General features: G+C 70.9%; 19 protein-coding genes. 10 read left to right on the top strand and 9 right to left on the bottom strand.

Annotated features, from left to right (window positions below):
• Window position 1: 1 nt before the first annotated feature.
• Together A6A25_RS26805 and A6A25_RS26800 are read left to right on the top strand one after the other, a co-directional pair.
• Window positions 2-649 carry a hypothetical protein gene (locus A6A25_RS26805; RefSeq protein ID WP_073894652.1) on the top strand — a complete coding sequence of 216 codons (648 nt, stop codon included), beginning with the start codon at window positions 2-4 and terminating at the stop codon, window positions 647-649.
• Window positions 650-708: 59 nt separating this feature from the next.
• A complete protein-coding gene (locus tag A6A25_RS26800; RefSeq protein ID WP_073894650.1) occupies window positions 709-1,359 on the top strand; it encodes an HD family phosphohydrolase in 651 nt (216 codons plus the stop codon).
• 486 nt (window positions 1,360-1,845) lie between these two features.
• Here A6A25_RS26800 and A6A25_RS26795 read toward each other — a convergent pair whose 3' ends face one another.
• Window positions 1,846-2,769 (bottom strand): heme o synthase, encoded by a 924-nt coding sequence (locus A6A25_RS26795; RefSeq protein ID WP_073894647.1) that lies wholly within the window; start codon window positions 2,767-2,769, stop codon window positions 1,846-1,848.
• 255 nt (window positions 2,770-3,024) lie between these two features.
• Between A6A25_RS26795 and tkt the strand changes: the two genes are divergently transcribed.
• The 7 genes from tkt to A6A25_RS26760 all read left to right on the top strand — a co-directional run bounded on the left by tkt (window position 3,025) and on the right by A6A25_RS26760 (window position 13,022).
• The gene (gene tkt, locus A6A25_RS26790) at window positions 3,025-5,118 is read left to right on the top strand and encodes a transketolase (protein ID WP_073894644.1); all 2,094 of its coding nucleotides are present in this window, start codon (window positions 3,025-3,027) and stop codon (window positions 5,116-5,118) included.
• 43 nt (window positions 5,119-5,161) lie between these two features.
• Window positions 5,162-6,274, top strand: coding sequence for a transaldolase (gene tal, locus A6A25_RS26785; RefSeq protein WP_073894641.1), 1,113 nt, complete (start codon window positions 5,162-5,164; stop codon window positions 6,272-6,274).
• Between the two features lie 31 nt (window positions 6,275-6,305).
• Window positions 6,306-7,922, top strand: a complete 1,617-nt coding sequence (locus tag A6A25_RS26780; RefSeq protein WP_143193440.1) for a glucose-6-phosphate isomerase — start codon at window positions 6,306-6,308, stop codon at window positions 7,920-7,922.
• Window positions 7,919-9,460 carry a glucose-6-phosphate dehydrogenase gene (gene zwf / locus A6A25_RS26775; protein ID WP_073894638.1) on the top strand — a complete coding sequence of 514 codons (1,542 nt, stop codon included), beginning with the start codon at window positions 7,919-7,921 and terminating at the stop codon, window positions 9,458-9,460. Before A6A25_RS26780 ends, zwf begins: the two co-directional genes overlap by 4 nt.
• Window positions 9,457-10,731, top strand: coding sequence for a glucose-6-phosphate dehydrogenase assembly protein OpcA (opcA, locus tag A6A25_RS26770; protein ID WP_073894635.1), 1,275 nt, complete (start codon window positions 9,457-9,459; stop codon window positions 10,729-10,731). Before zwf ends, opcA begins: the two co-directional genes overlap by 4 nt.
• Window positions 10,728-11,501: a 6-phosphogluconolactonase gene (gene pgl, locus A6A25_RS26765; protein ID WP_073894633.1), complete on the top strand. Its 774-nt coding sequence runs from the start codon at window positions 10,728-10,730 to the stop codon at window positions 11,499-11,501. Before opcA ends, pgl begins: the two co-directional genes overlap by 4 nt.
• 243 nt (window positions 11,502-11,744) lie before the next feature.
• A complete protein-coding gene (locus A6A25_RS26760) occupies window positions 11,745-13,022 on the top strand; it encodes a sensor histidine kinase (RefSeq protein ID WP_241828932.1) in 1,278 nt (425 codons plus the stop codon).
• 849 nt (window positions 13,023-13,871) lie between these two features.
• Here the strand turns inward: A6A25_RS26760 and A6A25_RS26755 are convergent.
• Together A6A25_RS26755 and A6A25_RS26750 are read right to left on the bottom strand one after the other, a co-directional pair.
• Complete coding sequence (locus A6A25_RS26755; RefSeq protein WP_073894630.1) at window positions 13,872-15,566, bottom strand: serine/threonine-protein kinase; 1,695 nt, start codon at window positions 15,564-15,566, stop codon at window positions 13,872-13,874.
• Window positions 15,563-16,360, bottom strand: a complete 798-nt coding sequence (locus A6A25_RS26750) for a hypothetical protein (protein WP_143193438.1) — start codon at window positions 16,358-16,360, stop codon at window positions 15,563-15,565. Before A6A25_RS26750 ends, A6A25_RS26755 begins: the two co-directional genes overlap by 4 nt.
• A 98-nt stretch (window positions 16,361-16,458) precedes the next feature.
• On the opposite strand from A6A25_RS26750, the gene A6A25_RS45810 reads away from it, so the two are divergent.
• The gene (locus A6A25_RS45810) at window positions 16,459-17,319 is read left to right on the top strand and encodes a hypothetical protein (RefSeq protein WP_241828931.1); all 861 of its coding nucleotides are present in this window, start codon (window positions 16,459-16,461) and stop codon (window positions 17,317-17,319) included.
• Window positions 17,320-17,381: 62 nt separating this feature from the next.
• Here the strand turns inward: A6A25_RS45810 and A6A25_RS26735 are convergent, their stop codons facing one another.
• The 6 genes from A6A25_RS26735 to A6A25_RS26710 all read right to left on the bottom strand — a co-directional run bounded on the left by A6A25_RS26735 (window position 17,382) and on the right by A6A25_RS26710 (window position 21,761).
• Window positions 17,382-17,726: an RNA polymerase-binding protein RbpA gene (locus tag A6A25_RS26735; RefSeq protein WP_015103628.1), complete on the bottom strand. Its 345-nt coding sequence runs from the start codon at window positions 17,724-17,726 to the stop codon at window positions 17,382-17,384.
• 81 nt (window positions 17,727-17,807) lie between these two features.
• Window positions 17,808-18,041: a preprotein translocase subunit SecG gene (gene secG / locus A6A25_RS26730; RefSeq protein WP_073894624.1), complete on the bottom strand. Its 234-nt coding sequence runs from the start codon at window positions 18,039-18,041 to the stop codon at window positions 17,808-17,810.
• A gap of 90 nt (window positions 18,042-18,131) precedes the next feature.
• Entirely contained in the window at window positions 18,132-18,920 is a 789-nt protein-coding gene (tpiA, locus tag A6A25_RS26725; protein ID WP_073894622.1) for a triose-phosphate isomerase, read from the bottom strand.
• Entirely contained in the window at window positions 18,920-20,083 is a 1,164-nt protein-coding gene (locus tag A6A25_RS26720) for a phosphoglycerate kinase (RefSeq protein WP_198932873.1), read from the bottom strand. The genes tpiA and A6A25_RS26720 overlap by 1 nt, the downstream gene beginning before the upstream one ends.
• Before the next feature lie 20 nt (window positions 20,084-20,103).
• On the bottom strand, window positions 20,104-21,108 hold the full coding sequence (gene gap / locus A6A25_RS26715) for a type I glyceraldehyde-3-phosphate dehydrogenase (protein WP_073894620.1): 1,005 nt from the start codon (window positions 21,106-21,108) through the stop codon (window positions 20,104-20,106).
• A gap of 419 nt (window positions 21,109-21,527) precedes the next feature.
• Window positions 21,528-21,761 (bottom strand): helix-turn-helix transcriptional regulator, encoded by a 234-nt coding sequence (locus A6A25_RS26710; protein ID WP_083668711.1) that lies wholly within the window; start codon window positions 21,759-21,761, stop codon window positions 21,528-21,530.
• Window positions 21,762-21,765 lie beyond the last annotated feature (4 nt).

Here is a 21,765-nt window from a genome sequence, read left to right as displayed (position 1 = left end):
CGTGCTCACCGAGTCAACCGGGTTCTCCGCCCTCGCGGAGCTCGCCACGCTCATCGCCGTGGCCGACCCCCCTGTCGTCGACCACTGGGGACACGTCGAGAGGCGTTTCCGGGAGTGGGCGGGCCTACCCGGCCTGCGGGAGAGGCTGCGCGGGCACCTGCGCGCCCTCTCACCGCAGGACGAGATGCGCCTGGTGGCCAGATCCCGCGAGACCACGACCCACTTCGCCTGGTGCCTGCGTGACGAACCGGCCGAGCCGTTCACGTTCTGGCTGCACGAGTACAAGCCGCAGAGCGACTGGCGCCCGGGCTACGCCGACTCCATCCACAACCACCGCTACCACTTCTGCACCACCATCCTGTCCGGCTCCTACCTGCACGAACGCTTCACCGCCGACGTCGGCGACGACGGCACGCGGATCGTGTCGGCCACCCTGCTGCGCAGCGCGGAGGCCCACGAGGGCGCTTCGGGCACGATGCTGGCCCACGAGTTCCACCGCATCCCGAAGGCCGCCGACGACACCATGACGTTCCTGGTCAAGTCGCGCGCGGTCAGCCCGTGGAGCCTCAGCTACGACCCCGATACGGGCGCCAGCCACCGGCACGTTCCCGTGGAGGCGAGGTTGGAGGTCCTGACGAACAGCCTGTAATCGCCGCCAAGGATCATCGCGCGCGCCTACCATCGGCCCACCCGGCACGGGAGGGTCCAATGAGTACTGTCACGAGGACGGTCACGGCACAGGCGATCTCCGAAGTCGAGGCCGAGGTGTGGCGACTGTGCCGCGACCTGGCCGCGAAACTGCAGTTCCACGGCTGGCACCACGTCAGCTTCGTGCGGGACAAGGCCGTCCACTTCGCCCGGCGGAACGGTTCGGACGTGGCGCTGGTCGAGGTGGCCGCCCTCGTCCACGACGTGAACTACATGGTCCGCAGGAATTCGCTGCCGGTCGACGGCAGGCGGCTGCGCCTGGACATCCTGGCGCGCGCGGGCGTGCCGGCCGACGTCGCCGCCCGAGTGGACGTGATCGTCGAAGAGGCCGAGATGCGCACCCGTCACCGGGACATCTCGCGGGAGGCGCAAGCGTTGTCGGATGCGGACACGCTGTTCAAGGCACTGCCGGTAACACCGGTGGTGCTGGCGCCCAAGTACCTCGAAGAGAACGGGATCACGCTCAAGGAGCTGGCGCACAAGATCGTCGGGGAGCAGCGGGACAAGCACGACGAGGGGTACTACTTCTACGACCCGGAGGCAGCGGCCACCTACTCCCGATGGGCCACGGCGAACCTCGAACTGTGGTCGTGCATCGTGGAGTCGCTGGACGACCCGACGGTCAACGAACTCTTGTCAGCCGTCTCGTAACCAAGACCAACACCGAGACCACGGTCACCGCCACCGCCCAGCCCCAATACCCACCACAACGGGTCCGCAGCCCAACCGCAGAGGCCCGATTTTACATGGGGTTCGGGTGCTTTAGGCTGGTCGAAGCCGGGCAGGCTTGGCGGGCGCTTTTTCCGCCAGGCCTGCCCGGCTTTGGCCTGCCTGGAGTGCCCGTAAGGGGCCCCATGTCAAATCGAGCCGGGACTCGAGTAGCGGCTTAGCGCAAGAACGAAAAGCCCCAAAAGCTAAAAGAGTCCTCGCCGGACGGGCAGATCAACAGGATGACATCCCCCGGTCCCGTCTCCCTCTTGTTCCGCCGGGAACTCCCGACCCAGCGTGGTCCCGGACTCCGTGTCATCCCATGAGGTGGAAGGGCGTGCCAGGTGGAGTGAGAGGCGTGCCGGTGGTTGTGAGGCGGTGCCATGTAGGCGAGGCGCTATCCGCAAATATGCGGAAAGTGCATCAAGCTCAGAACGGCCAGCCCAGGACCGGGAGGGCGATGACGGCGTCGACGGCGAGGCCGCAGAACACGAGCATCAGGTAGAGGTTCGACATGTGGAAGAACTTCATCGTGTTGGTCGAGCCGCCCCGTCGCACGACGTGGTGCAGGCGGTGGGCGAAGACGGCGAACCAGATGCCCGAGGCCGCCGCGACCGCGACGTAGATCCACGACGTGACCGGTGCGAGGAGGAGCGTGCAGAGGACCGTGATCCACGAGTAGATGACGATCTGGCGGGTGACCTGCTGGGCCGTTGCCACCACCGGCAGCATCGGGACGCCTGCGCGGGCGTAGTCCTCCTTGAACTTCATCGCGAGCGCCCAGGTGTGCGGCGGGGTCCAGAAGAAGATCACGCCGAACATCACCAGTGCGGGCCACGCGACCGTGCCGGTCACCGAGGACCAGCCGATGATCACCGGCATGCAGCCGGCCATGCCGCCCCAGATGATGTTCTGCGAGGTGCGGCGCTTGAGGACCAGGGTGTAGACGAAGATGTAGAACAGGATCGTGGCCACGGCGAACACGGCCGAGATCAGGTTCGTGGTCAGCCACAGGAACCCGAACGACACGATGCCGAGCACGATGCCGAAGATCAGCGCGTTGCGCGGTGGGATGGAGTCCTTCGCCAGCGGCCGGGCGCTGGTGCGCTTCATCACCGAGTCGATGTCGGCGTCGACGTAGCAGTTCAGCGCGTTGGCCGAGCCCGCGGCGAGGGTGCCGCCGGTCAGGGTGCACGCGATCAGCCACAGCGGCGGCAGGCCGCGGGCGGCCAGGAGCATCGCCGGGATGGTGGTGATCAGCAGCAGCTCGATCACCCGGGGCTTGGTCAGCGCCACGTACGCGCCGACGACCTGCCGGGGCGACCGCGCCGGAGCCTCGGTGACGGCACTCATGGCGTCGCGCTCCTCAACAGGTCGGGGGATGCGCAGATCGTAACCGCGCGTTGGTCGAGCAGCCCGTTCGGGTACTCCCTGAACGCACCAACTACGCCTGTGCGTACACCCACAGAGCGTGAGTGGTACGAGTATCCGCTCGTCGGACTAGGCTGGCCGGCGGACCTTGGTAGCCGCGGATCGGGCCTGACGGGATCGATTAAGTTCACGCCGGCCGTCACAACCGCCGCCTAGTGAGTTTGGAGCTGGAAGTCAGTGTCCGTCACCGATGACATCGCCCGGTTGACCGAAGCCCACCTGCCCGAAGACTGGACCGACCTCGACAAGCGCGCGGTGGACACCGCACGCGTCCTGGCCGCGGACGCGGTGCAGAAGGTCGGCAACGGTCACCCCGGCACCGCCATGAGCCTCGCGCCGCTCGCGTACACGCTGTTCCAGCGCGTGATGCGGCACGACCCCGCCGACGCCGACTGGATCGGCCGCGACCGGTTCGTGCTCAGCGCGGGCCACTCCAGCCTGACGCTCTACGTGCAGCTGTTCCTCAACGGCTACGGGCTGGAGCTGGACGACCTTAAGGCGTTGCGCACCTGGGGTTCCAAGACCCCGGGCCACCCCGAGCACCGGCACACCAACGGCGTGGAGATCACCACCGGCCCGCTGGGCCAGGGCCTGGCCTCCGCGGTCGGCATGGCGATGGGCGCGCGTCGCGAGCGCGGCCTGTTCGACCCGGACGCCCCGCTGGGTGAGAGCCCGTTCGACCACCACATCTTCGTGATCGCCTCCGACGGCGACATCGAGGAGGGCGTGACGTCCGAGGCGTCGTCGCTGGCGGGCACCCAGAAGCTGGGCAACCTGACCGTCATCTACGACGACAACAAGATCTCCATCGAGGACGACACGACGATCGCGCTGTCCGAGGACACCGCGAAGCGCTACGAGGCCTACGGCTGGCACGTGCAGGTCGTCGAGGGCGGCGAGAACGTCGCCGGCATCCTGGAGGCCCTGGAGAACGCCAAGGCCGAGACCGAGCGGCCGTCGTTCATCCTGCTGCGCACGATCATCGGCTTCCCGGCGCCGAACAAGCAGAACACCGGCGCGGCGCACGGCGCGGCCCTGGGCGCGGACGAGGTCGCCGAGGTCAAGCGCATCCTGGGCTTCGACCCGGAGCAGACGTTCGAGGTCTCCGACGAGGTGCTGGAGCACACCCGCGCGGTGATCAAGCGCGGCGAGGCGGCCAAGTCCGAGTGGCAGAAGTCGTTCGACGCGTGGGCGCAGGCGAACCCGGAGCGCAAGGCGCTGCTGGACCGCCTCGTCGCGCGCGAGCTGCCCGAGGGCTGGGCCGACGCGCTGCCGTCGTGGGAGCCGGACCCGAAGGGCGTGGCCACCCGCAAGGCGTCCGGTGAGGTGCTCAACGCGCTGCGCGACGTGCTGCCGGAGCTGTGGGGCGGCTCGGCCGACCTCGCGGAGTCGAACAACACCACGATGAAGGGCGTCGACTCGTTCGGCCCGGAGTCGATCTCCACCAAGATGTGGAACGCCAACCCGTACGGCCGCACGCTGCACTTCGGCGTCCGCGAGCACGCCATGGGCTCGATCCTCAACGGCATCGCGCTGCACGGCCCGACCCGCCCGTACGGCGGCACGTTCCTGGTGTTCAGCGACTACATGCGCCCGGCGGTCCGGCTGGCGGCGCTGATGAAGTCCGCGGTCACCTACGTGTGGACGCACGACTCCATCGGCCTCGGCGAGGACGGCCCGACGCACCAGCCGATCGAGCACCTGGCCGCGCTGCGCGCCATCCCGGGCCTGACCGTGCTGCGCCCCGGTGACGCGAACGAGACGGCCGCCGCGTGGCGTGCCGTGGTCGAGAACCCGACCGGCCCCGCCGGCATCGCCCTGACCAGGCAGAACCTGCCCGTGCTGGCAGGCACCAAGGAGAAGGCCGCCGAGGGCGTGGCGCGCGGCGGCTACGTGCTGGAGGGCGAGGGCGACCCGGAGCTGATCCTCATCGCCACCGGCTCGGAGCTGCAGATCGCGGTCGAGGCCCGCGAGGTGTTCGAGGCCGAGGGCATCACCACCCGCGTGGTGTCCATGCCGAGCGTCGAGTGGTTCGACGCCCAGGACAAGAGCTACCAGGAGCAGGTGCTGCCGTCGTCGGTGAAGGCGCGCGTGGTGGTCGAGGCCGGCATCGCGCAGCCGTGGCACCGGTTCGCGGGCGACGCGGGCGAGATCGTGTCCATCGAGCACTTCGGCGCCTCGGCGGACTACCAGACGCTGTTCCGCGAGTTCGGGTTCACCACGGAGAACGTCGTCGCGGCGGCCCGCCGGTCGCTCGCCAAGGTCAAGTGAACCCGGACCACAGGACACAGACTTCTCAGGGGAGTTGGAAGAGATGAGCACCAATCCGCTGGCCGCGCTCAGCGACGCGGGCGTGTCGATCTGGCTGGACGACCTGTCCCGAGAGCGGCTGAACACCGGCAACCTGGCCGGCCTGGTCGCCGACCAGCACGTGGTGGGCGTGACCACGAACCCCACCATCTTCGCCGCGGCCCTGGCCAAGGGCTCGGCCTACGACGAGCAGGTGCGTGAGCTGGCCGCGCGCGGCGCGGACACCGACGCCGCCGTGCGCGAGATCACCACCACGGACGTGCGCAACGCGTGCGACCTGTTCCGCGACATCTACACCGCCACCGACGGCGTGGACGGCCGCGTGTCGATCGAGGTCGACCCGCGGCTGGCCAACGACACCGAAGCCACCGTCACCGAGGCGCTGGACCTGGCCAAGGCCGTGGACCGGCCGAACCTGCTGGTGAAGATCCCGGCCACGGTCGAGGGCCTGCCCGCGATCACCCGGGTGCTCGCCGAGGGCATCAGCGTGAACGTGACGCTGATCTTCTCGGTCGAGCGGTACCGGGACGTGATGGAGGCGTTCGTCGCGGGCCTGGAGCAGGCCAAGGCCAACGGCCACGACCTGCGCGGCATCCACTCCGTGGCGTCGTTCTTCGTGTCCCGGGTGGACAGCGAGATCGACAAGCGGCTGGACGCGCTGGGCACCCCGGCCGCGGCGGAGCTGCGCGGCAAGGCGGCCATCGCGAACGCGGTGCTGGCCTACGCCGCGTACGAGGAGACCTTCCGCGGTGAGCGCTGGGAGGCGCTGGCCGCCGAGGGCGCCCGCGCGCAGCGTCCACTGTGGGCGTCCACCGGCGTGAAGGACCCGCAGTACTCCGACACCCGGTACGTCGACCAGCTCGTGGTGGCCGGCACGGTCAACACGATGCCCGAGAAGACGCTGCACGCGGTCGCCGACCACGGCAAGATCGAAGGCGACAAGGTCACCGGCGGCGCGGCGGCGGCGCAGGAGGTCTTCGACGGGCTGGTCGAGGTCGGCGTCGACCTGGACGACGTGTTCGTCGTGCTGGAGACCGAGGGCGTCGACAAGTTCGAGAAGTCGTGGGCCGAACTGCTCGACACGGTGACCGGACAGCTGAACCAGGCCAAGGGCTGAGGACCAGGCCAGATCGGGACGGGTACTGAAGATGACCGAGGTGATCTCCGTGGAGATCGTCCGCACGCCGAACCAGAACCAGGTCGACACCGTCATCGGCGACCTGGTCGGTGATTCGGCTCCGAGCAGGCTCACCGCAGGCGACGCCACGCTGTGGGGTCCCGACGCGGAGCCCGAGGCGTCGATCCGGCTGGCTTGGACGACACTGCACGAGACGTCCCGCCCGCTGGTCGCGGAGATCACCGCGCTGCGCGACGAGCTGCTCGCCGAGGGCGTGGACCGCGTGGTCCTCGCCGGCATGGGCGGCTCGTCGCTGGCGCCCGAGGTGATCACGGGCACGGCGGGCGTGCCGCTCGTCGTGCTCGACACCACCGACCCCGGCCAGGTGGCCGAGGCGTTGGCGGGCGACCTGAAGCGCACGGTCGTGGTGGTGTCGTCCAAGTCGGGCGGCACCGTCGAGACCGACAGCCACCGGCGGATCTTCGAGGCCGCGTTCACGGCCGCGGGCATCGACGCGGCGTCGCGGATCGTCGTGGTGACCGACCCGGGCTCGCCGCTGGAGGCCGCGTCACGGGAAGCGGGCTACCGCAAGGTGTTCCTGGCCGACCCGCACGTCGGCGGCCGGTACTCGGCGCTGACCGCGTTCGGCCTGGTGCCCTCGGGCCTGGCGGGCGCGGACGTCGGCAAGCTGCTGGACGAGGCGGCGTCGGCCGCGCCGCTGGTGTCGGCCGACTCGCCGGACAACCCGGCGGTGGTGCTGGCGGCCACGTTCGCGGTGGCGCACGCGCACGGCGCGGAGAAGATCGTGTTCGCCGACACCGGCTCCGGCATCTCCGGGTTCGGCGACTGGGCCGAGCAGCTGATCGCCGAGTCGACCGGCAAGAACGGCACCGGCCTGCTGCCCGTGGTGGTCGAAGGTCCCGGCGCGCCCGGTTTCGTGGACGCGGGCGGTGACGCCACGACCGTCGCGATCGGACCGGCCACCGGCTCGTCCACGCTGTCGGTGGAGGGCTCGCTCGGCGCGCAGTTCCTGGTGTGGGAGTACGCGACCGCGCTGGTGGGCCGGGTGCTGGAGATCAACCCGTTCGACCAGCCCGACGTGGAGGCGGCGAAGAAGGCGGCCCGGTCCTTGTTGGACTCCCCCGCCGCGTCGACCGCCGAACCGGCCTTCGTGGACGGTCCGATCGAGGCCTACCCCAGCGAGGGTTGGCTGCCCGCGGACGTGAAGACGGTCGCCGAGGCGTTGCGGGCGCTCGTCGCCGCCGCGCCCGAGCACGGCTACCTGTCCGTGCAGGCCTACCTGGACCGGGTCGACGACGCGTCGTTCGCCCTCGTTCGCCCGGAGTTGGCGCAGCGTTCACACCTGCAGACCACGTTCGGGTGGGGGCCGCGGTTCCTGCACTCGACCGGCCAGTACCACAAGGGCGGTCACCAGAACGGCGTGTTCCTGCAGCTGACCGGTGCGTCCGAGGAGAGCCTGGACGTGCCGGGCAGGCCGTACGACCTCAGCACGTTGCAGCTGGCCCAGGCGCTCGGTGACGGCCAGGTGCTCGCCGAGCGCGGTCGCCCGGTGCTGCGGCTGCACCTGACCGACCGCGTCGCCGGGCTCGCGCAGCTCGTCGAGGCCATTCAGGAGGACGGTTCGTGACCGCGCCCACCAAGCGCAACCCCTTGCGGGACCCCCGGGACAAGCGGCTGCCCCGCATCGCCGGGCCCTCCGGCCTGGTGATCTTCGGCGTGACGGGTGACCTGTCGCGCAAGAAGCTCATGCCCGCCATCTACGACCTGGCCAACCGCGGCCTGCTGCCGCCGGGCTTCGCGCTCGTCGGCTTCGCCCGCCGCGACTGGGCCGACCAGGACTTCATGCAGGTCGTGCACGACGCCGTCAAGGAGCACGCGCGCACGCCGTTCCGGCAGGCGGTCTGGGACCAGCTCGCCGAGGGCATCCGCTTCGTGCAGGGCACCTTCGACGACGACGCGGCGTTCGACGCGCTCGCCGCGACCCTGACCGACCTGGACCGCGACCGCGGCACGGGCGGCAACCACGCGTTCTACCTGTCGGTGCCGCCCAGCGCGTTCACCACGGTGGTCAACCAGCTCAAGCGCGCCGGCTTGGCCACGCCGCCGACCGACAAGCCCGACCAGTGGCGGCGGGTGGTCATCGAGAAGCCGTTCGGCCACGACCTGGCCAGCGCCAAGCAGCTCAACAAGACCGTCAACGACGTCTTCCCCGAGGAGTCGGTGTTCCGCATCGACCACTACCTCGGCAAGGAGACGGTGCAGAACATCCTGGCGCTGCGCTTCGCCAACCAGCTCTACGAGCCCATCTGGAACGCCAACTACGTCGACCACGTGCAGATCACCATGGCCGAGGACATCGGCCTCGGTGGTCGCGCGGGCTACTACGACGGCATCGGCGCGGCGCGGGACGTGATCCAGAACCACCTGCTCCAGCTGCTCGCGCTGACCGCGATGGAGGAGCCGGTGTCGTTCCGGCCGAGCGACCTGCGCGCGGAGAAGGTCAAGGTGCTCTCCGCGACCAAGGCGATCGGGCCGTTCGACGAGACCACCGCCCGCGGCCAGTACACCGGCGGCTGGCAGGGCGGGCAGAAGGTGCCCGGCCTGCTGGAGGAGGGCGGCTTCGCCAAGGACTCGGTCACCGAGACCTACGCGGCCATCACGTGCGAGGTGAACACCCGCCGCTGGGCCGGTGTGCCGTTCTACCTGCGCACCGGCAAGCGCCTGGGCCGCCGCGTCACCGAGGTGGCCGTGGTGTTCAAGCGCGCGCCGCACCTGCCGTTCGACGACACCGCCACCGAGGAGCTGGGGCAGAACGCCCTGGTGGTGCGGGTGCAGCCGGACGAGGGCGTGACCATGCGGTTCGGGTCGAAGGTGCCGGGCAACTCGATGGAGGTCCGGGACGTCACGATGGACTTCGGCTACGGCCACGCGTTCACCGAGTCGTCACCCGAGGCCTACGAGCGGCTGCTGCTGGACGTGCTGCTCGGCGAGCCGTCGCTGTTCCCGAAGAACGACGAGGTGGAGCTGTCCTGGGAGATCCTGGACCCCGTCCTCGACCACTGGGCCCGCCACGGCGCGCCCGAGAAGTACAAGGCAGGCACCTGGGGCCCCGCGTCAGCGGACGAGATGCTGGCCCGCACCGGCAGGCACTGGAGGCGTCCGTGATCATCGACCTGCCCTCGACGACCACGTCGCAGGTCAACAGCAAGCTCGTGCAGCTGCGCGAGGAGGGTGGCGCGGTCACCCTCGGCCGGGTGCTGACGCTGGTCATCGTGACCGACGACGGCACCAAGACCGAGGAGGCCGTGGACGCCGCGAACGACGCCAGCCGCGAGCACCCGTGCCGGGTGATCGTGGTGGCGCGCGGTGCCCGCAAGGCCGCGCCCCGGCTCGACGCGCAGATCCGCGTCGGCGGTGACGCGGGCGCGTCCGAGGTGATCGTGCTGCGCCTGTACGGCGAGCTGGCCAACGAGGGCGCGTCGTGCGTCGTGCCGCTGCTGCTGCCGGACACCCCGGTGGTGGCGTGGTGGCCGAACGAGGCGCCCGCCGTGCCCGCGCAGGACCCGATCGGGCAGCTCGCGCAGCGCCGGATCACCGACGCGGCGGCGGAGAAGAACCCGATCAAGGCGTTGGAGCAGCGTCGCGCGGGCTACACGCCCGGCGACACGGACCTGGCGTGGACGCGGTTGACGCTGTGGCGGGCGATGCTCGCGTCGGCGTTCGACCTGCCGCCGTACGAAAAGGTCACCGAGGCCGAGGTGAGCGGTGAGAGCGACTCGCCGTCGACCGACCTGCTGGCCGCGTGGCTGGCCGGGTGCCTGCGGGTGCCGGTGAAGCGGGCGAAGGCCGCCAGCGGTGAGGGCATCGTGGACGTGCGGCTGGAGCGCCGGTCCGGTGTGGTGGAGCTGTCGCGGCCGGACGGCAGGGTCGGCACGCTGACCCAGCCGGGCCAGCCGGAGCGGCGGGTCGCGTTGCAGCGCCGCCAGGTGCGGGACTGCCTGGCCGAGGAGCTGCGCCGGCTCGACCCGGACGAGGTGTACGAGGCGGCGTTGCGGTCGCTGGGCAAGGTCGTGCGCGGTCGGACCACGCCGAAGGCCGCCGCCGCGGCGCGCAAGCCCGCACGGGCCGCGTCGGGTGCTGGTGCCGGCGCGGCCAAGGCGAAGTCCGACGGTGGTCCCGGCGTTCAGGCTGCGGACATCGAGCCGACCGCTGCGGTGGACGGCGCCGCGGTCGACGGCCAGGTGGAGGCCAAGCCCGCGAAGGCCGCCGCTCGCCGGGCCGCCGCGCCGAAGCCGACCGCGGCCAAGTCGGCGGCGGTGAAGTCGACCGCGGCCAAGTCGACCGTCGCGAAGTCGGACGGGGCCAAGTCGAGCGCGGCCAAGTCGGCGAAGTCCGGTTCCGCGAAGGCGGGCGCCAAGGCGAAGGCAGGCTCGTGAGCCGGCCCGAGGTGGTGGTGCACCGTGACGGCGACCTGCTGGCCGCCGCCACGGCCGCCCGCCTGGTCACCAGCCTGGTCGACGCGCAGACCGCGCGCGGCTCGGCGTCGTTGGTGCTGACCGGCGGCCGGACCGGCATCGCGGTGCTGGAGCACCTGCGCGCCACGCCCGCCCGGGACGCGGTGGACTGGACCCGCATCGACCTGTACTGGGGCGACGAGCGGTTCCTGCCCGCCGGGCACCCGGAGCGCAACGAGACGCAGGCGCGGGAGGCGTTGCTGGACCACGTGCCGGTGCCCGCCGAGCGCGTGCACGTGATGGAGCCGTCGGACGGGCGGTTCGGCGACGACCCGGAAGCGGCCGCCGCGGCGTACGCCGACGTGCTGGCCGCCTCCGGAGGCCCGGATGGCTCCGTGCCGTCGTTCGACGTGTGCCTGCTCGGTGTCGGGGAGGAGGGGCACGTGGCCTCGATCTTCCCCGAGTCGCCCGCGGTGCTGGAGCGGGAAGGCGCGGTCGTCGCGGTGCGCGACTGCCCCAAGCCGCCGCCGACCCGGGTGAGCCTCACGCTGCCCGCGATCCAGGCGGCGCAGGAGGTGTGGCTGATGACGACCGGCGCGGCCAAGGCCGCCGCCGTGGCCAGCGGCCTGACCGACGAGGACGAGGTGCGACTGCCCGCCGCGGGTGCTCGCGGTCGTAAGCGCACCCTGTGGCTGCTCGACTCGGCGGCCGCCGCCGAGGTGCCGGACCCGCTCACCCCACCGTCGGCCTGACCGCTGCGGTTCCGCTGCCGCCGTCGCCCTCCCGGGCACGGCGGCAGTCGGCGTTCCCGAGTGCCTTCCGGGTGACTTGGCACACTCGGAGCCGGCCACCACGCAAGTTGTCCGGTGAGCGGACGTTCGCGCTCGCAATTTTGTGCGGCGCCGGGCGTCCCTTTCGGGTAATCACAGCATCTCGAAGGGTGAGCGGGTGGATCGAGGCACGTCGGGACGGAAAGGCGGGTCATGCCAAGCGTGATGACAGCGCAGTACGGTGAGGACCGGCGGACGGCTGACACAGGAGGTCGAACCCTGGCCGGCAACGCTGTCGAGAGGCTGCCGAGCGGTCGGGTCAACGGCGTTCCGACCGAACGGGTGTCGCGTGCTGCCTTCGCCGGGGGGTTCGAGCGGTTGCTGGGGCGCCTGCTCGGGCGGCACAGGCAGCTGGCGTTCGACGCGGCGGCCGTCGGTATCGCGGCGCTGGACGTGTGGCTGCGGGTCGTGCCCGAGGCGGAGCGGTACAACTACGTGCTGTCGGTCGTGTCGGTGGCGGCGGTGGCGTTGCGCCGGCGGTTCCCGTTCCTGGTCGTGCTGGTCACCGTGCCCGGGTTCCTGGCCGGGTGGGCGCAGTTGGCGGCGATGATCGCGCTGGGCACGTTGGCCCGGCGGAAGCTGTTGTCGGTGCAGACCTACATCGGGGCCGGGTTGGTGTGGCTGAGCCGGTTCTTCGTGTGGCCGCCGGACGAGTTCGTGGCGTTGGACTGGAAGACGCACGTGCACAACGCGATCTACGGGTGCATCGTCGCGGGGATGCCGATCGCGATCGGGTTGCTGGCGCACGCGCGGGAGGAGCTGTCGGCGCGGATCGCCGAGCTGGCCGCGAGCCGGGAGCGGGAGCGGATGCTGCACGCCCACGCGGTGCGGGCGGACGAGCGGGCCAGGTTGGCGCGGGAGATGCACGACGTCGTGTCGCACCAGGTGAGCTTGATCGCGATGCAGGCGGGCGCCCTGAGGATGGCCGCGGCCGATCCGGACGCGAAGCAGGTCGCCGGGACGATCCGGATGCTGAGCACGCGGACGTTGGACGAGCTGCGGCAGCTGGTGAGCGTGCTGCGGACGACCAGTGGTGACGACTCGCCCCAACCCCGGATCGAAGACCTGCCGCAGCTGGTGAGCACCGCCGGGATCCCGGCGACCCTGACGGTGCAGGGCCCGGTGGCCGACCTGCCGGCACCGGTGTCGGGTGCCGCGTACCGGACGGTGCAGGAGGCGTTGACCAACGTGCGGAAGCACGCGTGCGGGGCGGCGACGGCGGTTCTGGTCGTCGCCGATGCCGACCAACTGCGGGTGGAGGTGCGCAACGAGGCGCCGGAGGGTTCGGTGGACGGTGCGACGTTGCCCAGCGGCGGTCATGGTTTGGTGGGGCTGCGGGAGCGCGCGGCGTTGCTGGACGGTGAGCTGGAAGCAGGCCCGACCGACAACGGCGGCTTCGCCGTCAAGGTAACGTTCCCCCTGGTCAGAACCCTCGACCCCTGACCACCCCGGTCACACTATCGGGTGATCATCAAACAACCACCAACCAAAACAATGTTATTCTCAACCTCAAACGTCGGTTGAAACAACGAGGACCGCCGACCAACCCTCGCCCCCACCCGCCACCGGGCGAACGAGGAAAAGCCCCAGCCTCCACGGGGCACGGATCGCGGCGGTCACGGACCACCGCGGGCCCGGAGCCGTAGCAGGCCAGGCACGCCCAGCACCGGATCGGGCCAGCGGCCACCGCGGGGCACCGGTGAGGCTTCCGGCACCGGCCAACGGCCGGCACCGGCACCGCCGGGACCGGTGAGCCAAGGGACAGAACGGCAACGGCTACGAGTCAGGCCGGCCGCGCAGCGCCACGCAGACCGCCCGGGCGCAGGCACGCTGGTCAGCGGCCAACGGTCGCCCAGCAGCCCAGCAGCCCGGCCGGGCATTGGGCTCCCGGCCACCGGCCGCACGGCAGCACCTCGGCCCCGGCCCAGCGGCCGGCACCGAGTCCAGCGGTGTCACGGCCGTGTCCCGCCTTCGCCCTCGCGGCTGGCGCCGAATCTAGGCGGCGCTCCGGCCCTGGGCCCAGCGGCTGGCATGGATCGCGGCCAGCGGCCGCGCGGGAGCGCCCCGGCACGGCGGCCGGCGGCCGCGCGGGAGCGCCCCGGCACGGCGGCCGGCGACGGCACGGCTGCGTCCTGCCTCCCGGCTCAGCGGCCGGCACCGAGTCCAGCGGCGGCATGGCGGCGCCCCGGTCCTCGCCCAGCGGTGGGCACGGATCGCGGACAGCGCGCGGATCGCGGCCGGCGGCCGCGGGGCAGCCGTGGGCAGCGGCGGCAGGGCACCGGTGGGCGGCTGTCAGCGCAGAGCCGTTGCCGACCGCCGGGTGGCCACGGCGGTGCACACGGCCGCTACTGCGCCCAGCCCGCCGCACACGAGTGCCGGCCAGAGGTCGGGTGTGTGGCGCAGCAGGACGGACGGCAGGAGCCAGACCGCCACGCCGAGCCCGAAGCCCAGCGGTGCCGCTACGACGACCGCCCCGGTGCCCGAGTGACGCCGCCGCCGCAGCGAGCGCAAGATCGACTCCAGGTAGGCGAGCGTGAACAGCAGCAGCACGGCGCTGCCCGCGCCCATGATGCTGATCACCGGGTGGGTGATCGGTTGGAGGGAGTAGTCGGTGGACTTGCCGTCGGCCGTCACGGTCGCCACGGCGGCGCCGCCCACGATCCAGCGGCTCGCGCCCGGCAGTTCGAACGTCAGCGGTGGGCCGGGGTTGGCAGGGGCGTCGGAGCCGGCAGTGCCGGCGGTGGAGGGAGTGGAGGCGGGGACGTCGGCCAGGGTGATGCCGACCGCGGTCACGGTGAGGCGGGCGGTGGTGGGGTTGCCCTCGCCCAGGGTGAACGGCTTGCTCAGGTCGGCTTGGTGCACCGGCAGGTCGCGGTCGGGGATGGTGAGCGGGAGGGCGATCATCAGGGCCGCTGCCAGTGCCGCGGCCACGGCGAACCAGCGGGCCGGTTTCGGCTGGGTCAGGACCTGGGCGGCGGGGACCAGGGTCTGCGAGCCCAGCCGCACGGGGGTCGACGGGGCGTCAACGAGGGTCGCGCGGACGGGGATGTCGAGGGTCTCGCGCGGCACGGAAGGGCCGGTGGCGGGGCGGGTGCCGGCGGCGGCGACTTGCGGGGTCAGGTGGACGGGAGTGCCCAGGCGCAGCAGCCAGTCCCGGCCGAAGACCTCAGCCGCCGCACCCGCCAGGTCGACGGCGAACGTCTCCGCGTTGCGGTACCGGACCTGCGGGTCGCGTTCAATCCCCCGCATGATCACTCGGGCGAGTGGGTCTGGTACTTCGATCAGGGGTCGGGGCTGCTGGTAGACGTGACGCTGGATCATCGCCAACGCCCCGCCGCCGCTGTCGAACGGCAGCCGGCCGCTCAGCAGCTCGTACAGCACGGTCGCCGCACCGTAGACGTCGGCCGCCGGGCTCAGCGGGTTGCCCAGCGCCTGTTCGGGCGACAGGTACGCGGGCGTGCCGAGCACCTGCCCACCGTGCGTCACGAGCGTCGCCCCCTCGCTGACCACCTGCGAGATCCCGAAATCGGCGACCTTGAGCACCCCACCGGCGGTGAACAGCAGGTTCTTCGGCTTCACGTCCAGGTGCAGCACCCCGGCACCGTGCGCGGCGTGCAGACCGGACAGCATCGCCAAGCCGAGAGCACACGAAGAAGCAGGCGTGACACCTGAACCGGTGAACTTCGACCACACCGTGCCACCGTCGAGCTTCTCCATCACCAGCAGGTGCTCGCCGTGGTCCTGGACGTAGTCGTACACGGGCACGATGTGCGGGTGGTCGAGCCGCGCCAGCAGCCGCGCCTCGTGCGCGAACCGCGCACTCATCCGCTCGTCCGAAGCCAGCACACCGGGAAGCCGCTTCACCGCCACCGCCCGCCCCAACGGCCGGTGCACGGCCGCGTACACGACCCCCATCCCGCCGCGCCCGATCTCCGCGCCGATGTCGTACTGCGGCAGCGCCGCGACGACGTTCGCCGACACCGTCACGCGACACCGCCGGGCAACGGCCGGGTGATCCGCTGCGTGCTCTCCGGATCGGTCGGGGGCGGGCGCAGGTCGTCCGCGTCCGGGTGCGGCGTCAGGTAACCCAGGGCGAACGCCGCGGCCGCCGCACCGAGGATGAACGGGATCTCCGCGGCCGGTGACGGCGCCATGACCCGCAGCACGGACAGCGAGATCACCGCGACGAGCCCGGTGCCGACGCCGGCGGGCAGGAACCGCATGGCCCGCTGCCACCGGTTCGCGGGCAGCCGGCGGCGGGCCAGTGCGAACAGCGCACCCGTCCACGCCAACAGCGTCAGCCCGAACACGGCCAGCCCGAACACCCCGTACACCGACCACAGCGACCCGCGCACGTCACCGGTCACACCGATGGACGCGATCACGTCGCGGTTGGTGTCGAGCACTTCAAGCTCGGTGGGCAGCAGGCCGGTGGCCTGGGTGCCGAGCTGCCCGAGGTCGAGCACGAAACCGCGCGTGACGCTCTCCTTGGCGGGCACGTCGAACGGCACGGTCGTGTCGTAGGAGAAGAACGTCAGCGCGAGCGCCGTGCCGGACAGCCGGATCGTCTTGACGTGCCGCACGGTGTCCGTTCCGTTGTGGACGGTCACGGTGATGCGGGAGGAGCCGGACGGGTCGAGCAGCAACTCGTCCTCGCCGACCGGGGTGCCGTCCACCGTGGCGTCGATGGTGACCGCGTCCCCGGCGGCGTGCGCGGGGGCGACGCCGAGGAAGATCCCGCACAGGAGCAGTAAACCGACGCTGCTCATAATGCGTCTCACAAGGGCACCTCATCGGTGGGTAGCGGACTGGTCCGGGAGTCGGGATGCGATCGGCAGGAACACTAGCTCTACTCGGTGCCTTGGCCTATGCCGTTACGGTGCTCGTAGCGGCACCGGTATCGGCGCAGCCGCAGGGCGTCGCGACCGCGAACCCGGATTCCGGACCGCCGGGTACCACGTTCACGCTCAGCTGGACCGGCGTGTACCTCGACCCGGACTGCTCGGACTACACCGTGCAGATCCTGTGGGACGGCGGCCGGGTGATCGGCACCGGCAGGCACACGGGTCGGGGCGCGGGTTCCGGCACGGCGACGGTGCCGTCGGACGCGGGGGTGGGCGGGCACCGGGTCACGGCGCGGCCGGTGTGCGCGGCGACGTCGAACCCGACGGACGGCTTCACCGTGACGGCGAGGCCGACCACGACCACCACCCCGCCGCGGATCACCACGACGACCGCTCCCCCGGTGACCACGACGACTACCACCACCCGCCCGCCGCGCACCACGACCACGCAGCCGACGACCACGACGACTACCACCACCACCACCACGACCGCGACGGACAGCCCCGCGTCGACCACGACGGGGCCGTTCGACGGTGACGGCGCCCTGACGTTGGACAAGGACAACATCCAGCCGGGTGACCCGTTGACCGCGACCGGCACGGGCTGCGACCCGGGTTCGCCGGTGCGGCTCAGCTCGCTGGGCGAGGCGGTGGGCACGGCGAAGGCGGACGGTTCGGGCACGTTCAGCACCAGGGTCGAGTTCACCACGATCCAGCCGGGCCGCCACGTGATCCGCGCGGACTGCGGTGTGGTGCTGGTCGGGAGCGTGGACGTGGCGTTGACCAGTTCGACCGGCGGCACGACGTCCACCCTGGTGATCCTGGTGTTCTTCCTGCTGGTGGGCGCGATCCTGGTCCGCCGCCAGTTCGCCGGCGTGTTCACCAGGAAGGCCTAGGCGCACGACGGCCCCCGCGGGAGTTCCGCGGGGGCCGTCGTGGTGTTCTCGCCCGAACCCGGCTAGGGCTCTTCGCGCTGCTTGCGCAGCTTGGTGAGCGCCTCTTCGAGGATCGCCTCACCATCCGCGTCGGAGCGCCGCTCCTTCACGTACGCCAGGTGCGTCTTGTACGGCTCGTTGCGCGGCGGAGCAGGCGGAGCCTGCTCGTCGCGCCCGGCCGGCAGACCGCACCGGGGGCAGTCCCAGTTCTCCGGGATCTCGGCTTCGACCGCGAACGACGGCCGGGACTCGTGCGCGTTCGCGCACCAGTACGACACCCGACGTCGGGGCGCGGACTCGCCGCGCTCCGATTCGCCCATCGGGCCTGCGCCGACGCGGGTACCGCGAATCGCGTTACCACCAGCCATCGACCCTCACACCCCCACCACGTGGTTTCCCTGTGTCCGTGTCGGCCGACGCCGTCGGCGCCCGCCGACCTGTCACCTGTGTCAGTTCACCTTCATCAGCAGCCCGACGCCCACGATCGCGATGACCCAGATCGCGCCGACGAACAACGTCAGCCGGTCGAGGTTCTTCTCGACGACGCTGGAGCCGGACAGGCTCGACTGCATGCCGCCGCCGAACAACGAGGACAGACCGCCGCCGCGCCCGCGGTGCAACAGCACGAGCAGGATGAGCAGCAGGCTGGAGACGATCAGCAGGATCTGAAGGAACAGGATCATTTCTTCCTCGCTGTCAGGCAGGTGACGCCACAGAGTACCCGGTCGACTGCCGACCGTGGACCACCGCGGGTGGAGTGCGTGTCAATCACATCAGGGTAGAGGTCCGCCCGCGGCGAGCGCGCACAGCTTGGCGAACTCGTCCGAATCCAGGCTCGCACCACCGACAAGGGCGCCGTCGATGTCCTTCTGCGAGATCAACTCGGCGATGTTGCCCGACTTGACCGAGCCGCCGTAAAGCACTCGAACGGCCGAAGCGACGTCCTCGCCGTAGAGCTCGGCGAGCTTGACCCGGATGGCCGCGCACACCTCCTGCGCGTCCGCGGACGAGGCGACCTTGCCGGTGCCGATCGCCCACACCGGTTCGTAGGCCACGACCACGTCGCGCACCTGCTCGGCGGTGAGGCCCTTCAGCCCCGCGACGAGCTGTTCGGTGCAGTGCTCGACGTGCCCGCCGGCCTCGCGGACGTCGAGCTGCTCGCCCAGGCAGAAGATCGGGGTGACACCGTGCTTCAGCGCCGCCTTGACCTTCTTGTTGACCGTGGCGTCGTCCTCGCCGTGGTACTCGCGCCGCTCGGAGTGGCCCACGGTGACGTAGGAGCAGCCGAGCTTGGCCAGCATCGGGCCGGACACGTCACCGGTGTAGGCGCCCGAGTCGTGCGGCGAGAGGTCCTGCGCGCCGTACTTGAGCAGCAGCTTGTCGCCGTCGACGAGGGTCTGGATGGACCGGATGTCGACGAATGGCGGCAGCACCGCGACCTCGACCTTGGCGAAGTACTTCTCCGGCAGGGAGAAGGCGATCTTCTGCACCAGGGCGATGGCCTCGAGGTGGTTGAGGTTCATCTTCCAGTTGCCCGCGATGAGGGGCTGACGCTGAGCCATCACGCCTCCAACACAGACACGCCGGGCAGTTCCTTGCCCTCGAGGTACTCCAGGGACGCCCCACCGCCGGTGGAGATGTGCGAGAACCCGTCCTCGGGCAGGCCGAGGGCGCGCACGGCCGCGGCCGAGTCGCCGCCGCCGACCACGGTGAACGCGTCGCTCTTGACCAGCGCCTCGGCGACCGCGCGGGTGCCGCCGGAGAAGGCCTCGAACTCGAACACGCCCATCGGGCCGTTCCAGAACACGGTCTTGGCGTCGGCGAGCTCGGCGGCGAACAGCTCCCGGGTCTCGGGGCCGATGTCGAGGCCCTCCCGGTCGGCCGGGATGGCGTCGGTGCGCACGACCTCGTACGACGCGTCGGCGGCGAACTCGGTGGCCGCGAGCACGTCGACGGGGAGCACGAGCTTCACGCCGCGTTCTTCGGCCTCCTTCAGGAAGCCGCTGACCTGCTCCAGCTGGTCCTCCTGGAGCAGCGAGCGGCCGACCTCGTGGCCCTGGGCCTTGAGGAACGTGTAGGCCATGCCGCCGCCGATGAGGAGCTTGTCGACCTTGGTGAGCAGGTTCTTGATGACGCCGAGCTTGTCGGACACCTTCGCGCCGCCGAGCACCACGACGTACGGGCGCTGGAGGTCCTCGGTGAGCTTGCGCAGCACCTCGACCTCGGCCAGCACGAGGCCGCCCGCGTAGTGCGGGAGCTTCTTGGCCACGTCGTAGACCGACGCCTGCTTGCGGTGCACGACGCCGAAGCCGTCGGAGACGAACGCGTCGGCCTTGGCGGCCAGCTCGTCGGCGAGGGCGGCGCGCTCGGCGTCGTCCTTGCTGGTCTCGCGGGCGTCGAAGCGGATGTTCTCCAGCAGCACGACGGTGCCGTCACCGGCGGTCTCGGTGCCGATCTCGACCTCCTGGCCGAGCAGCTCACCGAGCCGCACGGCGACGGGCGCGAGGGAGAACTTGGGGTCGGGCTCGCCCTTGGGGCGGCCCAGGTGGGCGGCGACCAGGACGCGGGCGCCCGCGTCCACGAGCGCCTTGATGGTGGGCACCGACGCGCGGACGCGGCCGTCGTCGGTGATCCGGTCGCCGTCGAGGGGGACGTTCAGGTCGGCGCGCACCAGGACGCGCCGACCCGAGACACCCTCGCTGAGCAGATCGTCGAGAGTCTTCACAGCGAGTGACCCGTTTTCGCTCAGAGCTTGCTGGCGACGAGGTTGACCAGGTCGGCGAGGCGGTTGGAGTAGCCCCACTCGTTGTCGTACCAGCCGACGACCTTGACCTGGTTGCCGATGACCTTGGTCAGCGGCGCGTCGTAGATGCACGACGCCGGGTCGGTGACGATGTCGGCCGACACGATCGGGTCGGTGTTGTAGCGCAGGTAGCCCTTCAGCGGGCCGTCGGCGGCGGCCTTGTAGGCGGCGTTGACCTCGTCCACGGTGACCTCGCGGCCCACGGTGACGGTCAGGTCGGTGGCCGAGCCGGTGGGCACGGGCACGCGCAGGGCGTAGCCGTCGAGCTTGCCCTTCAGCTCGGGCAGGACCAGGCCGATCGCCTTCGCGGCACCGGTGCTGGTGGGCACGATGTTCAGCGCGGCGGCACGGGCGCGGCGCAGGTCCTTGTGCGGCGCGTCCTGCAGGTTCTGGTCCTGGGTGTAGGCGTGGATCGTGGTCATGAGGCCACGCTCGATGGTGAAGCTGTCGTGCAGCACCTTGGCCAGCGGGGCCAGGCAGTTCGTGGTGCACGAGGCGTTCGAGATGACGGTCTGCGAGCCGTCGTACTGGTCGTCGTTCGCGCCCAGCACCACGGTGAGGTCCTCACCCTTGGCCGGGGCGGAGATGATGACCTTCTTCGCGCCACCCTCGTCGACGTGCTTGCGCGCGGCCGAGGCGTCGGTGAAGAAGCCGGTCGACTCCACGACGACGTCGACGCCGAGGTCCTTCCAGGGCAGCTTGCCCGGGTCGCGCTCGGCCAGGGCCTTGATGACCTTGCCGTCGACCGCGATGCCCTCGTCGGTCACGGTCACCTCACCGTCGAGGCGGCCGAGGATCGAGTCGTACTTGAGCAGGTGGGCCATGGTGTTGACGTCACCGAGGTCGTTGAAGGCGACGATCTCGATGTCGTGCCCGCTGGCCTGAACGGCGCGCCAGAAGTTGCGACCGATGCGGCCGAAACCATTGACACCTACGCGAACCGTCACGGTGAGTCTCCTCGGTACTCGACTGGCGTTGTCCGCCAGGGGCGTGCAGTCATGGGCTGACCAGGCAGCCGGGAGTCAGCCTAGCCTCCGGCCTGCGTCCCTGGTCACGTGGACCACCAGCATCTCTTTATCGAACAAGAAAATCCAGCTTGACCGGCTTGTTACCTGACGGTAACTCGGGGACCGGGGGTTCGTGACCCCGGAGTGCGGCTGGACCGTGCCTCGGGGCCGGGGCCCACCCGACCCCCAGCCTATGACGCTCGGTGCCCGGGTGCAGGGTGCGCGCTCCGTGACGGACAGCGAGGGTCCGAGCGTTGAATTCAGGGGTCCTGAACGTACGACTCTCGCGTTCTGAACGTACGACTCTCGCGTTCTGAACGTAGGACACGCGCGTTCTGGAGGTTGGACACGCGCGGGGGTCAGGGGCGGTGGGTGGTGCGGTAGGTGTGGGGGGTGGCGCCGATCGCGGTGCGGAAGACGGTGGTCAGGCGAGATTGGCTCGCCAGGCCGACCCGGAGGGCGATCTCGGCGATCGGGAGGTCGGTGCGGGCCAGGAGCTCGGCGGCGCGTTCGACCCGGCGCTGGGTGACGTAGCGGTGCGGCGAGGTGCCGGTGGCGGCTTTGAACGCGCGGCCGAAGCGGTCGCGGCCCAGGCCA

This window comes from Saccharothrix sp. CB00851 (genome assembly GCF_001905065.1).
In the GTDB taxonomy this organism is placed as follows: domain Bacteria; phylum Actinomycetota; class Actinomycetes; order Mycobacteriales; family Pseudonocardiaceae; genus Actinosynnema.
Note: the sequence above shows the minus strand (reverse complement) of the source record. Positions and strands in the feature narration are given on the sequence as shown.

What these genes read in the sequence shown, in the direction of transcription:
- tpiA (WP_073894622.1), bottom strand. Translation starts at nt 18,920, where the DNA reads ATGGCTCAGCGTCAGCCCCTCATCGCGGGCAACTGGAAGATGAACCTC.
- secG (WP_073894624.1), bottom strand. Translation starts at nt 18,041, where the DNA reads ATGATCCTGTTCCTTCAGATCCTGCTGATCGTCTCCAGCCTGCTGCTC.
- A6A25_RS26760 (WP_241828932.1), top strand. Translation starts at nt 11,745, where the DNA reads ATGACAGCGCAGTACGGTGAGGACCGGCGGACGGCTGACACAGGAGGT.
- A6A25_RS26800 (WP_073894650.1), top strand. Translation starts at nt 709, where the DNA reads ATGAGTACTGTCACGAGGACGGTCACGGCACAGGCGATCTCCGAAGTC.
- A6A25_RS26795 (WP_073894647.1), bottom strand. Translation starts at nt 2,769, where the DNA reads ATGAGTGCCGTCACCGAGGCTCCGGCGCGGTCGCCCCGGCAGGTCGTC.
- tal (WP_073894641.1), top strand. Translation starts at nt 5,162, where the DNA reads ATGAGCACCAATCCGCTGGCCGCGCTCAGCGACGCGGGCGTGTCGATC.
- A6A25_RS26780 (WP_143193440.1), top strand. Translation starts at nt 6,306, where the DNA reads ATGACCGAGGTGATCTCCGTGGAGATCGTCCGCACGCCGAACCAGAAC.
- A6A25_RS26735 (WP_015103628.1), bottom strand. Translation starts at nt 17,726, where the DNA reads ATGGCTGGTGGTAACGCGATTCGCGGTACCCGCGTCGGCGCAGGCCCG.